This is a genomic window from Myxococcus sp. CA039A (genome assembly GCF_013336645.1).
GTDB lineage: Bacteria > Myxococcota > Myxococcia > Myxococcales > Myxococcaceae > Myxococcus > Myxococcus llanfairpwllgwyngyllgogerychwyrndrobwllllantysiliogogogochensis.
Genome location: NZ_JABUMQ010000036.1, coordinates 32347 through 48012 on the forward strand (window position 1 = coordinate 32347; position 15666 = coordinate 48012).

The following is a 15666-nucleotide window of genomic DNA, read 5'->3' on the forward strand; positions in this document are numbered from 1 at the left end:
CCGACGTGGGGGACCGCGCATCGCGCGTACATCAAGCTGCGTCTCGCTTCAGCGCGGCGAGCAGTCGAGCGAACAGCTCGGCCAGCGTGGTGACGTGGGGCGCGCGCAGCATCGTGTAGTGGTCTCCCGGTGACTCATGCACCGTCGGCGCGGTGGCCAGCCACGGGCCCCAGCCCAGGTCCGCCGTCACGGTGAGCCCGGGGAGCGGCGTCGCGGCCTTGATGAGCACGGTGGTCCCCTCATACGGCGCGCCCGTGGGCACATAGCCGCGCTGGGCTTCGCTCAGTCGCTGGTAGAGCGCGAAGAGACGCTCCGCCGCGTCGACGTCCAGGTCGATGGTGTGCGTGGAGGCGCGGCGGGTCAGCTCCAGCAGATAGGCGAGCCGCTCCCGGCCTTCGAGGCGGGCCAGTCGCTCCGGGTCCACCGGGAGGTCTCGCCACGGCAGACCGAGCACCTGTCCGAAGGCCGCGAGCTGCGACAGTGCATCCGGTGTCGGACGCGGCTCCGGCTTGGGAGCATGGCTGTCGATCATCGCCAGCAGCTCTACCTGCTCGCCTGACGCCTGGAGCCGACGCGCCATCTCATAGGCGACGAGCCCGCCGAAGGACCAGCCCGCGAGCAGGTAGGGGCCATGGGGTTGTACGGCGCGAAGCTGCGAGAGGTAGTCCCGCGCGAGAATCGCGACGGATGCTGGAGGAAGCTCGCCTCCATCGATGCCGCTCGCGGAGAGGCCGTGAATGGGCCGGCTCGGAGCGAGCTGACGAACGAGCTCCGTGTAGCCCAGCGCGCTGCCGCCGCCTCCGTGGACCAGGAACAACGGGCGCTCGGTGGAGGTGCCCGAGTCGAGGCGCACGAGGTTCGGCGTGGCGCGCGTGCCGTCCTGCTGCTGCTCCAGGAATGGCGCCAGACGCTCGATGCTGGAGCCCTGGAAGAGCGCGGTGACGGGGAGCGAGACTCCTGTGCGCTCGCGAATCCGCGCCATCAGCTTGATGGCGAGGAGTGAGTGGCCGCCGAGTTCGAAGAAGTCGTCCTCGATACCGACCTGTGGGACGCGAAGGACCTGCGCCCAGATGGAGGCGAGCAGCTCCTCGGTGAGCGTGCGCGGCGCGACGTAGGTGGAGGAGGGAGCAGAGAGCACGGCCTCGGGAGGAGGCAGTGCCTTGCGGTCAATCTTCGCGTTGGAGGTGAGAGGGAGCGCGTCGAGGCGGAGCAGGGACGACGGCACCATGTACTCAGGAAGCCGAGACTTGAGGAAGGCTCGGAGGGAGACGGCGTCCAGGTCGTCGCCGACGAAGTAGCCGACGAGCCGCTTGTCGCCGGGGACGTCCTCGCGAGCGATGGCGATGGCCTCGCGGATGGAGGGATGCGTGAGCATCGCGGCTTCGACTTCGGGCAACTCGATGCGGAAGCCGCGCACCTTCACCTGCGCGTCGGCGCGACCGATGAAGGCGAGCGTCCCGTCGTGGCTCCAGCGGACGAGGTCGCCGGAGCGATAGAGGCGCGCCCCAGGGACGGAGGAGAACGGGTCCGGGATGAAGCGCTCCGCGGTGAGTGAAGGCTGGCCGACGTAGCCGCGAGCCAGGCCGTCACCACCGATGAAGAGCTCACCGATGATGCCGATGGGGACGGGCTGAAGCGAGGAGTCGAGGACGAGCAGGCGGGTGCCGTTGGTGGGCTTGCCGATGGGCACCGTTGCCCCAACGTCCTCGGGCCGAGCGACCAGGAAGGTCGTGGCGAAGACGGTGGATTCGGTCGGGCCGTAGCAGTTGGTGACGGAGATGCCCCAGTCCTGCAACGCGCGTCGGACATGGAGAGGCGAGACGATGTCGCCACCCGTGAGGACGCGCTGGAGTGAAGGAGGCGCGGGGAGGCGACTCTCGACGAGCTGGGAGAACAGACCACTGGTGGCCCAGAGCGTGGTGACGCCATGGCGGGCGACGGTCTGGAAGAGCTCTTCGAGCGAGGGCGCCTGAGGCGGGAGGACGACGAGGCGCGCGCCGTGGAGCAGTGCGCCCCAGATTTCGAAGGTGGTGGCGTCGAAGGAGATGGGAGCGAGGAGGAGGTGGGTCTGCTCGGGCCCGAGGTGGGTGAAGTCGACGCCGATGAGGGTGTGGATGACGCCGCTGTGGGTGCAGCCAACGCCTTTGGGCTTGCCGGTGGAGCCGGAGGTGAAGTCGATATAGGCGAGCGACTCGGGAAGCGCGGACGACGGCAGGGCTTCGGTGGGGCTGTTGGTCAGCGACACCTCATCCAGGAGGACGCACGTCAGGCCATCGGCGGGCACCTTGTCGAGGACGGCCCGCGTGGAGATGAGGACCTGGGGCTGAGCGTCCTCGAGCATGAATGCAATGCGCTCGCGCGGATACTTCGTGTCGAGGGGGACGTAGGCGGCGCCAGCCTTGAGGATGGCGACGAGGGCGATGATGAGCTCCGCGGAGCGCTCGATGGCGATTGCGACGCGGGAGTCGGTGCGGACGCCGAGCGAGCGCAGGTGCCAGGCGAGCTGGTTGGAGCGCTCGTCGAGCTGACGGTAGGTGAGGGAGGTGTCACCGAAGAGGAGCGCGACGGAGTCGGGCGCACGTGCGACGACGTCGGCGAAGACGGCGGGCAGGGTGGACTCGGGCGAGACGTGCGCGGGAGCGGTGGCCCAATCCACGAGGAGGTTGTGCCGCTCCTCGATGGTCAGCATTCCGTGAGCGCGGACCGGGACGTCGGGGCGCGCCACGAGAGCTTCGACGAGCAACTCGAAGTGTCGAGCCATCCGCTCGATGGTGGAGCGCTCGAAGAGGTCGGAGTTGTAGCCCAGACCACCGAAGACGCCTTCAGACGTCTCCGTCAGGTTCAACTGAAGCTCGAACTTGGCGGTGACCGCCACGCTGCCCAGGTCCACCGGACTGAGCGTCAGCTCCGACTTCTGGACGGCGGACTCGGGCGTGTTCTGGAGGACGAAGAGCGCCTGGAACAGCGGGCTGCGGCTCATGTCACGCGCGGGCTGAAGCTCCTCGACGAGTCGCTCGAACGGAATGTCCTGATGGGCATAGGCACCCAGCGCGGACTCCTTCACCTGCCTCAACAACTGGAGGAAGGACGCCCGTGAGTCGACGCGCGCGCGCAGCACCAGCGTGTTGATGAAGAAGCCGATGAGCCCTTCGACTTCCGAGCGGTGGCGGCCGGCGATGGGCGAGCCGACGGCGATGTCATCCTGTCCCGAGTAGCGGGAGAGCAGGAGCTGCCACGCCGCGAGCAGCAGCATGAACGGTGTAGCGCCTTCACTCTGGCCAAGGGCCTTGAGCTGCTCCGAGACGGCCTTCGAGAGGAAGACCGGAAGCGTGGACCCTCGGAACGTCTGGAGCGGAGGTCGCGCCTTGTCGATGGGCAGCTCCAACGAGGGAGTCCCGGTGAGCTGGTTGCGCCAATAGGAGAGCTGCTGGTCCAGCACCGCACCCTGGAGCCAGTCCCGCTGCCAGACGGCGTAGTCGGCGTACTGGATGGAAAGCGGCGCGAGGGGCGACGGCCTGCCATGGGCGAAGGCGTCGTAGAGCGCGGCGACCTCCTGGGTGAGCACGCCCATGGACCAACCGTCGGAGACGACGTGGTGCATGTTGAGCGCGAGCACGTGCTCGGTGTCGCTCAACTCGAGGACCTGAGCGCGGATGAGCGGACCCGTCGAGAGGTCGAAGGGCCGCTGGTACTCCTCTTTCAATCTGCGCTGGACCTCGCTGTGAGACGTCTCCGCGTCGAGGCCTCGGAGGTCCACGCGCACCATCGGGAGTTCGCCCACGGGAGAGATGCGCTGGAAGGGTTGCCCATCCAGCTCGAAGAACGTGGTGCGGAGCGCTTCATGACGGCGGACGAGTTCATCGAAGCTGAGCTGGAGCGCGTGGATGTCGAGATGCCCGTCCAACCGGACGAAGGAGGGCATGTTGTAGATGGAGCTGCCGGGCTGGAGCTGGTCGATGAACCAGAGGCGCTGCTGAGCGAAGGAGAGAGGCAGCGGGCCGGAGCGCGGCACCGGGAGGATGGGGGGAGGCTGAGAGGTGAGGCTCTCCTGCGAGGCCGCGAGGATGCGCGCGGCAAGGGAGGCGACGGTGGGGGCCTCGAAGAGGGCGCGGAGGGGAAGCTCGACGCCGAAGGAGGAGCGGACGCGAGAGATGACCTGGGTGGCGAGGAGGGAGTGGCCACCGAGTGCGAAGAAGTTGTCGGTGACGCCGACGCGCTCCAGGCGGAGGACGGTGGCGAAGAGGGAAGCGAGCTTCTCTTCGTCGGGGTTGCGAGGAGCGACGAAGGAGGAGTCGCCCCGCAGGGAGTCCGCGTCAGGAGCGGGAAGCAGCTTGCGCGCAAGCTTTCCGCTGGGAGTCAGGGGCAGAGCCGCCAGGGAGAGGAAGGCGGAGGGCACCATGTACTCAGGCAGCCGCTTGAGGAGGAAGGTGCGCAGGGCCTCGGAGTCGAGGGCGGTGTCGGGAGCGAGGACGACGTAGCCGATGAGTCGCTTGTCTCCGGGGACGTCCTCACGGACGACGGCGGCGGCGTCACGCATTCCTGGCGCGGTGCGAAGGACGGACTCGACTTCGCCCAACTCGACACGGAAGCCACGGACCTTCACCTGGAAGTCGAGGCGGCCGAGGAACTCCAAGGTGCCGTCGGCCTTCCAGCGAGCCGCGTCTCCGGTGCGGTAGAGGCGCGAGCCCTCTTCGCCCGAGAAGGGATTCGGGACGAAGGCCTGAGCGGTGATGTCGGGACGGGCGAGGTAGCCGTGAGCGAGGTGCGTGCCGCCGACGTACACCTCACCCGAGACGCCAATGGGGACGGGCTGGCCGAGGGAGTCGAGGACGTAGAGCTGCGTGTGGGCGACGGGCGAGCCGATGGAGGGCAGGCGAGGCCAGGAGGAAGGTGCGCCCTGGAGCCGGAAGGCGGAGACGACGTGCGCCTCGGAGGGGCCGTACTGGTTTTCGAGGACACTGCCCGGGAGCTTCTCGAAGAAGGAAGCGAGGGTGGCGTTGACCTGGAGTTGCTCGCCGGCGGTGACGACTTCGCGGAGGGCGGAAGGAAGCGTGGCGCCGTGAAAGACGGAGTCCGCCATGGCCTGGAGGGCGACGAAGGGAAGGAAGAGACGCTCCACCTGCTGGCGGTGCATGAAGTCGAGCAGTGCGGGGATGTCCTGGCGGAGTCCCCCGGTGGGCAGGACGACGTGGGCGCCGACCCACCAGGAAGCGAAGAGCTCTTGAATCGAGACGTCGAAGTTGAGGGAGGCGAACTGGAGGGTGACAGCGCGAGGGTTGGGGGACTGACGAATCTGCCAGGCGAGGAGGAAGCTGAGGGCCCGGTGGGGCATGACGATGCCCTTGGGGATGCCCGTGGAGCCGGAGGTGTAGATGACGTAGGCGATGTCCTCGGTGGAGACGAGGACGCCCGTGGCCTGTGAGGACTGGCGGGAGATGGCGTCGGCTTCGGAGTCGACGAGGACGAAGCGCGCACTGGTGCTCGCGGGGAGGACGGAGGCGAGCAGGGAGTGGGTGAGAACGACGGGGGCGCGAGTGTCCGCGAGCATGAAGGCGAGGCGCTCGGGGGGGTAGTTGGGGTCGAGAGCGACGTAGAAGGCGCCGGCCTTGAGGGTGGCGAGGACGGCGACGGCCATGTCGAGGGACTTGTCGAGGCAGATGCCGACGGCGCCGCCAGGAGTCACGCCGCGAGAGGCGAGGTGGTGGGCGAGCTGATTGGCGCGTGCATCGAGGGCGGCGTAGGTGAGCGAGCGCGAGCCATCGGAGATGGCGATGGCGTCGGGCGTGCGGAGTGCCTGGGCCTCGAAGGGGCCGTGCATCGTCGTGACGGCGTGAGACTCGCGTGACGTGTCATTCCAGGAGACGAGGAACTGGTGACGCTCCTGCTCATCGAGCAGGGGAAGGCGCCACAACGTCTGGCTCGGGTCGCTGATGGCGGATTGCAGCAGCCGCGACAGGTGCGCGCCCATTCGCCGAGCCGTGTCCGGATCGAACAGGTCGGTGTTGAACTCGAGCAGGCCGCTGATGTCATCGCCATGGTCCGCGAGCAACAGGGACAGGTCGAACTTGGCGCTGCCGTAGGTGACTTCCACGGGACCCGGAGCGTGTGCCGGCTCCTCATTGCGCGCCTCGGTGCGACGCTGCCGCGGCGTGTTCTGCAGGGCGAGCATCACCTGGAAGAGCGGAGACCGGCTCAGGTCCCGCTCGGGCTTCAGCTCGTCGACGAGCTTCTCGAAGGGCACGTCCTGGTGCGCATAGGCACCGAGCGTCGTCTCCTTGAGCTGAGCCAGCAGCTCACGGAACGTCATCGCCCCCGTCAGCCGTGCGCGCAGCGCGAGCGTGTTGGCGAAGAAGCCGACGATGCCTTCCAGCTCCGTTTGCTGCCGGTTCGCGATGGGTGAGCCGACGACGAGGTCGTCCTGCCCCGAGTACCGCGCCAGCAACGTGTGGAACGCGGCGAGCAGAACCATGAAGGGTGTGACGCCTTCGCGCTTGCACAGTGCACGCAGCGCCTCGGTCACCTCGGTGCTCAGGTGCACCGGGAGCGACGCGCCGACGTGGGTCTGCACGGGCGGGCGCGGCCGGTCGGTCGGCAGTTCGAGCGCATGAGGTGCGCCTGCGAGCTGCTGCCGCCACCAGGAGAGCTGTTGCTCCAGTGCCTCGTCGCGCAGCCAGCCGCGCTGCCACAGCGCGTAGTCCGCGTACTGGAACTCCAACGGCGCGAGCGGGGACGGACGCCCCTGGGAGAACGCCTCGTAGAGCGCGCTCACTTCGCGCAACAAGATGCCGTTGGACCAACCATCCGAGACGATGTGGTGCACCGTGACGAGGAGCACATGGCTTTGCTCGGTCACTCGCAGCAGGGATGCTCGCAGCAGGGGTGAGTGCGTCAGATCGAAGGGCTTCTTGGCCTCGGCGGAGGTCAGTCGCACGAACTCCGTGTCCAGGGCCGTGCCTGTCAGGTGTCGGAGGTCGGTGACGGGAACCGACAGCTCGGCGCGTGGATGGATGACCTGAACCGCGGTGCCGTCCTCCTGCACGTGGAAGGAGGTACGCAACGCTTCATGGCGCTGCACGAGTTCCTGAATCGCGCGCTCCAACGCGGAGGTATCCAGGTCGCCATCGAGCTGCTTGCTCGAGTGGATGTTGTAGGAGGCGTTGTTGGGCTCCAGCCTGTCGAGGAACCACAGGCGCTGCTGCGCGAAGGACAGCGGCAGAGGCCCGGTGCGAGGCACCGCCACGAGCGGAGGCCGCGTGTTGACCGGAGTCTCTCCACGGGCCGCTTCGACCCGCAGCGCAAGCTCACCCACGGTCGGCGCCTCGATGAGCGCGCGAAGGGGCAGCTCGACGTCGAAGGCCTTGCGGACGCGAGAGACGACCTGGGTGGCGAGGAGGGAGTGGCCGCCAAGGGAGAAGAAGTCGTCGGAGACGCTGACGGAGTCGAGGTGGAGGACCTCTGCCCAGATGGCGGCGAGGCGAGTCTCGGTGGGGTTGCGAGGCGCGAGGAAGGAGTCGGTGGGGCTGGAGTCGGGAGCCGGGAGCGCCTTCCTGTCGAGCTTGCCGTGGGTGTTGATGGGCAGGGCGTCCAGGGCGACGAAGGCCGAGGGCACCATGTACTCGGGGAGGCTGAGGAGCAGCTCCGCGCGCAGTGAGGAGGTGTCGACGGAGGCTGGGGTGACGTAGGCGACGAGGCGCTTGAGGCCGGGGACGTCCTCGCGGACGAGGGCGGCGGCGTGGTGGACGGAAGCCAGCGCTTCGAGAGCGGCCTCGACTTCGCCCAACTCGATGCGGAAGCCGCGCAGCTTCACCTGGAAGTCGATGCGGCCGAGATACTCGAGGTGGCCGTGGGCAAGCCAGCGAGCCTTGTCACCGGTGCGGTAGAGGCGAGCACCCGGCACCGAGGAGAAGGGATTGGGGACGAAGCGCTCGGCGGTGAGGTCCGGGCGGAGGTGGTAGCCGCGAGCGAGGCCGTCGCCGCCGATGAAGAGCTCACCAGGGACGCCGATGGGGGCGGGCTGGAGCGAGGCGTCGAGGATGAAGGTGGAGACGTTGGAGAGCGGCCCACCGAGTGCGGGACGCGCAGAGGAGCGGATGGAGAGCGCGGTGGTGTCGACGGTGGCCTCAGTGGGCCCGTAGACGTTGAAGGCGCTCAGCGAGGGCGAGGACGAGAGCGCGGCCCAGAGGGAGTCGTCGATGGCCTCACCGCCGATGAGGACACGGAGGTGACGCCCGGACTCCGCGAGGCCCTCGTCGAGGAGGAGGCGGAGGTGAGAAGGGGCGCAGTCGAGGACGTCGAGCTGGTGCTTCTGAATCCAGGAGAGGAGCAGGGGGACGTCTTCACGAGCAGCCTGAGGGACGAAGCAGAGGCAGTGGCCCTCGGCGAGGAAGACGAGCTGCTTGACGGAGGCGTCGAAGGAGAGAGGAGCGTTGAGGGAGATGCGGAGGGGGCGCTGGACGTCGGAGTAGACGGCAGAGGAGAGGGCGGAGAGGAGATTCACCACGGAGGAGTGGTGGACCATCACGCCCTTGGGCCTGCCGGTGGAGCCTGAGGTGTAGATGACGTAGGCGAGGTGGGAGGGAAGGGAGACGCGAGGAGGATTGGAGGTGGGGAGCGCGGCGAGAGAGGCGCGCAGTGCGGCGTCATCGAGGCAGAGGGCCGAGCAGGAGGCCGAGTCGAGACGAGGCAGGAGGTGGGACTGGGTGAGGACGAAGGGAGCGCCGGAGTCCTGGAGCATGAAAGCCAGGCGCTCGCGAGGGTAGGCGGAGTCGAGAGGGACGTAGGCGGCGCCGGCCTTGAGGATGGCGAGGAGGGCGACGAGGGAGTCGACGGAGCGCTCCAGGCAGAGGGCGACGCGGACTTCGGGCCCGACACCACGGGCGCGCAGCAGGTGAGCGAGCTGGTTCGAGCGCTGGTTGAGCTGAGAGAAGGAGAGAGAGGAGGAGTCGTCGAGGACGGCGAGGGCGTCGGGCGTGAGAGCGGCCTGGGCCTCGAAGCGCTCGTGGAAGGCGCCAGTCCAGGGCAGCTCGCGGCGGGTGTTGTTCCACTCGACGAGCACCTGACGGCGCTCCTCGGCCGGCAACATCGGCAGCTCACCCACAAGGGTATCGGGAGTGGTGATGGCGGCTTCCAGCAGGGTGTTCAGGTGTTCCACCCAGCGCGTGATGGTGGCCTCCTCGAAGAGGTCCACCCGGTAGCTGAGCCCACCGGCCAGGCCTTCCGGCGTCTGTGACAGGGTCAGCGTCAGGTCGAACTTCGTGACCTGAAGCTCCTGCGCGAATGACTCCAGGTGCAGCGGAGAGCTGTCCGTGGAGGTGCTCTCCACGGTGCGGTTCGCCACCGGGAGGTTCTGGAGCGACAGCATCACCTGGAAGAGCGGCGTGTGGCTCAAGCTGCGCTGAGGCTTCAGCTCTTCGACGAGCTTCTCGAAGGGAACATCCTGGTGCTCATAGGCGGCCAGCGTGGTGGCGCGGACCTGGGCCAGCAACTCCCGGAAGCGCAGCCCGGGGCGGACCTGCGTGCGAAGCACGAGGGTGTTCACGAAGAAGCCGATGAGGCCCTCGGTCTCCGTCCGGGTGCGCCCCGCGATGGGCGACCCGACGGCGATGTCGTCCTGTCCGAAGTAGCGAGCGAGCAACACCTGCCAGGCGGCGAGCAGCGCCATGAACGGCGTGGCCCCTTCCTGGCGGCAGAGCGTCATCAGGCGCTCCGTGAGCTCCTTCGACAGCCGCACGGGGCGCGAAGCCCCACGAGGATTGCGCACGGGAGGACGGGGCTTGTCCGTCGGCAGCTCCAGCAGCGGAGGAAGCGCTCCGAGCTGACGACGCCAGTACCCGAGCTGCTGCTCCAGCACGTCACCCTTCAGCCAGGAGCGCTGCCAGGCCGCGAAGTCCGCGTACTGGATGGGGAGCGCGGGCAGTCGAGCGTCTCCGCCCGTGGCGAAGGCTTCATAGAGCGCCGCGAGCTCCTGGATGAGCACCCCCATGGACCAACCGTCCGAGACGGCGTGGTGCATGGTGACCAGCAACACATGCTCCTCGGGTGCGAGCCGCACCAGCATCGCCCTGAGGACGGGGCCCCGGGCGAGGTCGAACGGGCGCTGAGCCTCCTCTGCGGCGAGTCGCCGTGCGTGCTCCTCGCGTTCCTCGGCGGGCAGGATGCCCAGCTCCACGATGGGCAGTGAGAACGGCGCGGCCGGATGGATGTGCTGAATCGGCTCGCCATCACGCGCGAGGAACGTGGTGCGGAGCGATTCGTGGCGTTCGAGCAGCGCGGTGAAGGACCGCTCCAGCGCGGCGGTGTGGAGCGTTCCACGCAGCCTCAGCGCGGAGGGAATGTTGTACGCGGAGCTGCCGGGCTCCAGCTGATCCACGAGCCAGAGCCGCTGCTGCGCGAACGACAGCGGCAGCTCTCCGGTGCGCGGCGTGGGAACCAGCGGAGGCGCTTGCCGTGAGTGCTCCTGCCGAGCAGCGGCGATGCGCGAGGCCAGCGCCGCCACGGACGGCGCCTCGAAGAGCGCACGCAAGGGCAGCTCGACCTCGAAGGCCCTGCGGATGCGAGACACCACCTGCGTGGCGAGGAGGGAGTGGCCGCCAAGCTCGAAGAAGTCGTCGGAGACGCTGACCTTGTCGAGACGGAGGACGTCCGCCCAGATGGAGGCGAGCACCTCTTCGGTGGGATTGCGAGGCGCGAGGAACGACGCGGAGGACGCGAATGCGTCGGGAGACGGGAGGGCCTTCCTGTCGATCTTGGCGTTCGTGGTGAGCGGGAACGCGTCCAGATGGAGGAGGAAGGAGGGCAGCATGAACTCGGGCAGCTTGAGCTTGAGGAACGAGCGCAAGGCGGCCGAGTCGATGGGAGCCGAGGACGTGAAATAGGTGGCGAGGCGTTTGTCGCCCGGCGTGTCCTCGCGCAGCAGGGCGAGGGCCCCCGTGACGGACGGATGAGACAGCAGCGCGGCTTCGATTTCGGGAAGCTCGATGCGGAAGCCACGCAGCTTCACCTGGGCATCGGAGCGGCCGATGAAGTCGAGCGCGCCGTCGTCGCGCCAGCGGACCAGGTCGCCGGAGCGGTAGAGGCGTGCTCCGGGCGTGGTGCTGAAGGGGTTGGGGATGAAGCGCTCGGCGGTGAAGTCGGGGCGGAGGAGGTAGCCGCGTGAGAGACCCTCACCACCGATGAACAGCTCACCCGTGACGCCAGGGGGAACAGGCTGGAGTGTGGCGTCGAGGACGAAGAGCTGCGTGCCGTGGATGGGGCGGCCAATGGGCAGCGACGTCCCGACGTCTTCGGGCCGGGAGACCGTGAACACGGACGCGAAGACGGTGGACTCCGTCGGGCCGTAGGCGTTGGACACAGGCACGCGCCACGCGCCGAGGGCCTTGCGGACGTGGACTGGCGAGACGATGTCGCCGCCGGTGAGGACGTGCTGCAACGAACTCCAGCCCGGAAGCTCGGAGTCCGCGAGCTGGGAGAACAGACCACTGGTGGCCCAGAGGGTGGTGACACCGTGACGGGAGACGGCGAGTTCGATCTCCTCGAGGGACAGCGCATGCGGCGGCGGGACGACGAGCCGCGCGCCGTGAAGCAGAGCGCCCCAGATTTCGAAGGTGGAGGCGTCGAAGGAGATGGGCGCGAGCAGCAGGTGCGTCTGCTGGGGGCCGAACCTCGTGTAGTCGGGACCCACCAGGGTGCGAAGGACCGCGGAGTGCGGCGTGCCGACGCCCTTGGGCCTGCCAGTGGAGCCGGACGTGAAGTCGACGTAGGCGAGCGACAGGGGCAGCGCAGCGAGCGGCAGCGCCCCCGTGGGCTGAGACGAGAGGTCGACGTCGTCGAGGACGAGGGTGGTGAGGCCCTCAGACGGGAGCTTTGACGCGAGGGCTCGCGAGGTGAGGAGGAGCAGCGGCTGTGCGTCCTCCATCATGGAGGCGAGGCGCTCTCGGGGATAGCTGGCGTCGAGAGGGACGTAGGCGCCGCCGGCCTTGAGGATGGCGAGCAGGGCGACGACGAGGTCGAAGGAGCGCTCCAGCGAGAGTGCGACGCGAGAGTCGGTGGAGACGCCCAGGGCGCGCAGGTGCCAGGCGAGCTGGTTGGACCGGGCGTCGAGCTGGCCGTAGGTGAGGACGTCCTCTCCGAAGAGGAGCGCGGTCTTATCGGGAGAGCGCGCGACAACGCGTGCGAAGACCTCTGGGAGGGTGGAGTCGGTATCGGTGACGAGCGGTGATGAAGCCCAGTCGACGAGGACGTTGCGGCGCTCGGCCTCCGTGAGGATGGAGTGCGCGGCGACGGGGACGTCGGGACGGGTGACGACGGCTTCGACGAGCAACTCGAAGTGACGCGCCATGCGCTCGACGGTGGAGCGCTCGAAGAGGTCGGAGTTGTAGCCAATTCCTCCGAAGATGCCGTCCGGTGTTTCGACGAGGCTGAGCTGAAGCTCGAATTTCGACGTGCTTCCGCTGATCTCCACCGGGCTGAGCGTCAGCTCCGTCTTCTGGATGGCGGAGGCCGGAGTGTTCTGGAGGACGAAGAGCACCTGGAACAGCGGGCTGCGACTCATGTCGCGGCTGGGCTGGAGCTCCTCGACGAGCCTCTCGAAGGGGATGTCCTGATGAGCGTAGGCGCCCAGCGAGGCCTCCTTCACCTGCCGCAGCAATCGCGGGAAGGACGCCTGTGAGTCGATGCGGGCGCGCATGACGAGCGTGTTGACGAAGAAGCCGATGAGCCCTTCGAGCTCCGAGCGGTGACGCCCCGCGATGGGTGAGCCGACGGTGATGTCGTCCTGGCCGGAGTAGCGGGACAGCAGGAGTTGCCACGCCGCGAGCAGCGCCATGAAGGGCGTTGCGCCTTCACGCTGGCAGAGAGCCTTGAGCTTCTCCGCGGTTGCGAGCGGGACGCTGACGTACACCTGCCCGCCGGCCGTGGTCTGCACCGTGGGTCGAGGCTTGTCGAGTGGCAGTTCGAGGGCCGTGAGGTCCGCGAGCTGACGGCGCCAGTACGCAATCTGCGCGTCCAGCACGGCACCCTGGAGCCAGCCACGCTGCCAGACGGAGAAGTCCGCGTACTGGATGGAGAGCGGTGCGAGGGGCGACGGCTTGCCGTGGGCGAAGGCGTCGTAGAGCGCGGCGACTTCTTGGGTGAGCACGCCCATGGACCAACCGTCGGAGACGATGTGGTGCATGTTGAGCGCGAGTACGTGCTCGGTGTCGCTCAACTCGAGGACCTGAGCGCGGATGAGCGGGCCCGTGGAGAGGTTGAAGGGCTGCTGGTACTCCTCCTTGAGCCTGCGCTCTACCTCCGCACGGGTGCTCTCCTCGTCACGGCCTCGGAGGTCCACGCGAGTGACGGGCAGCTCGGCATGCGGCGCGATGACCTGCAAGGGCTGGTCGTCGCGCTGGATGAAGGTCGTGCGGAGCGCTTCGTGGCGGCGAACGAGTTCATTGAGGCTGAGCTGGAGCGCGTGGATGTCGAGATGCCCGTCCAAGCGGACGAAGGAGGGCATGTTGTAGATGGAGCTGCCCGGCTGGAGCTGGTCGATGAACCAGAGACGCTGCTGAGCGAAGGAGAGAGGCAGCGGGCCGGAGCGCGGCACCGGGAGGATGGGGGGAGGTTGCGCGCTGCTGCTCTCCTGTGAGGCCGCGAGGATGCGAGCGGTGAGGGAGGCGACAGTGGGTGCCTCGAAGAGGGCACGGAGGGGCAACTCGACGCCGAAGGAGGAGCGGACGCGAGAGATGACCTGGGTGGCGAGGAGGGAGTGGCCACCGAGCGCGAAGAAGTTGTCGGTGACGCCGACGCGCTCCAGGCGGAGGACGGTGGCGAAGAGGGAAGCGAGCTTCTCTTCGTCGGGGTTGCGAGGAGCGACGAAGGAGGAGTCGCCCCGCAGGGTGTCGGCGTCAGGAGCGGGAAGCAGCTTGCGAGCAAGCTTTCCGCTGGGAGTCAGGGGCAGAGCCGCCAGGGAGAGGAAGGCGGAGGGCACCATGTACTCAGGCAGCCGCTTGAGGAGGAAGGTGCGCAGGGCCTCGGAGTCGAGGGTGGTGTCGGGAGCGAGGACGACGTAGCCGATGAGGCGCTTGTCGCCGGGGACATCCTCGCGGACGACTGCGGCGGCGTCACTCATTCCTGGCGCGGTGCGGAGGACGGACTCGACTTCGCCCAACTCGACGCGGAAGCCACGGACCTTCACCTGGAAGTCGAGGCGGCCGAGGAACTCCAAGGTGCCGTCGGCCTTCCAGCGAGCCGCGTCGCCTGTGCGGTAGAGGCGCGAGCCCTCCACACCGGAGAAGGGATTAGGGACGAAGGCCTGAGCGGTGATGTCGGGGCGGGCGAGGTAGCCGTGAGCGAGGTGGGTGCCGCCGACGTACACCTCACCCGAGACGCCAATGGGGACGGGCTGGCCGAGGGTGTCGAGGACGTAGAGCTGCGTGTGGGCGACGGGCGAGCCGATGGAGGGCAGGCGAGGCCAGGAGGAAGGCGCCCCCTGGAGACGGAAGGCGGAGACGACGTGGGACTCGGAGGGGCCGTACTGGTTTTCGAGGACGCTGCCCGGAAGCTTCTCGAAGAAGGAAGCGAGGGTCGAGTTGACCTGGAGTTGCTCGCCAGCGGTGACGACTTCGCGAAGGGCGGAAGGAAGCGTGGCGCCGTGAGAGACGGAGTCCGCCATGGCCTGGAGGGCGACGAAGGGGAGGAAGAGACGCTCCACCTGCTGGCGGTGCATGAAGTCGAGCAGTGCGGGGATGTCCTGGCGGAGTCCTCCGGTGGGCAGGACGACGTGGGCGCCGACCCACCAGGAAGCGAAGAGCTCTTGAACCGAGACGTCGAAGTTGAGGGAGGCGAACTGGAGGGTGACAGCGCGCGGATTGGGGGACTGACGAATCTGCCAGTCGAGGAGGAAGCTGAGGGCACGGTGGGGCATGACAATGCCCTTGGGGATGCCCGTGGAGCCGGAGGTGTAGATGACGTAGGCGATGTCCTCTGTGGAGACGAGGACGCCCGTGGAAAGGGAGGACTGGCGGGAGATGACGTCGGCTTCGGAGTCGACGAGGACGAAGCGCGCACTGGTGCTCGCGGGGAGGACGGAGGCGAGCAGGGAGTGGGTGAGGACGACGGGGGCGCGAGTGTCCGCGAGCATGAAGGCGAGGCGCTCTGCGGGGTAGTTCGGGTCGAGAGCGACGTAGAAGGCGCCGGCCTTGAGGGTGGCGAGGACGGCGATGGCCATGTCGAGGGACTTGTCGAGGCAGATGCCGACGGCGCCGCCAGGAGTCACGCCGCGAGAGGCGAGGTGGTGGGCAAGCTGATTGGCGCGTGCATCTAGAGCGGCGTAGGTGAGCGAGCGCGAGCCATCGGAGATGGCGATGGCGTCGGGAGTGCGGAGTGCCTGGGCCTCGAAGGGGCTGTGTATCGTCGTGACGGCGTGAGACTCGCGTGACGTGTCATTCCAGGAGACGAGGGACTGGTGACGCTCCTGCTCATCGAGCAGGGGCAATCGCCACAGCGACTGGCCTGGGTTGTTCACCGCGGACTTCAGCAGGCGCACCAGGTGCGCGCCCATCCGCTCCGCGGTGCTTCGGTCGAACAGGTCGGTGTTGAACTCGAGCAGGCCGCCGATGTCGTCGCCGAAGTCACCGCAGAGCAGGGACAGGTCGAACTTGGCCGTGCCGCTGTCCACCTGCATCGGCT

1 protein-coding gene is annotated in these 15666 nt (G+C 68.1%); it reads right to left on the reverse strand.

All coding sequences use genetic code 11. The annotated features are described in order from the left end of the window. Nucleotides 1-31: 31 nt before the first annotated feature. Entirely contained in the window at nt 32-15655 is a 15624-nt protein-coding gene (locus HR086_RS08680; RefSeq protein WP_217441728.1) for a non-ribosomal peptide synthetase, read from the reverse strand. Between the last annotated feature and the right edge of the window lie 11 nt (nt 15656-15666).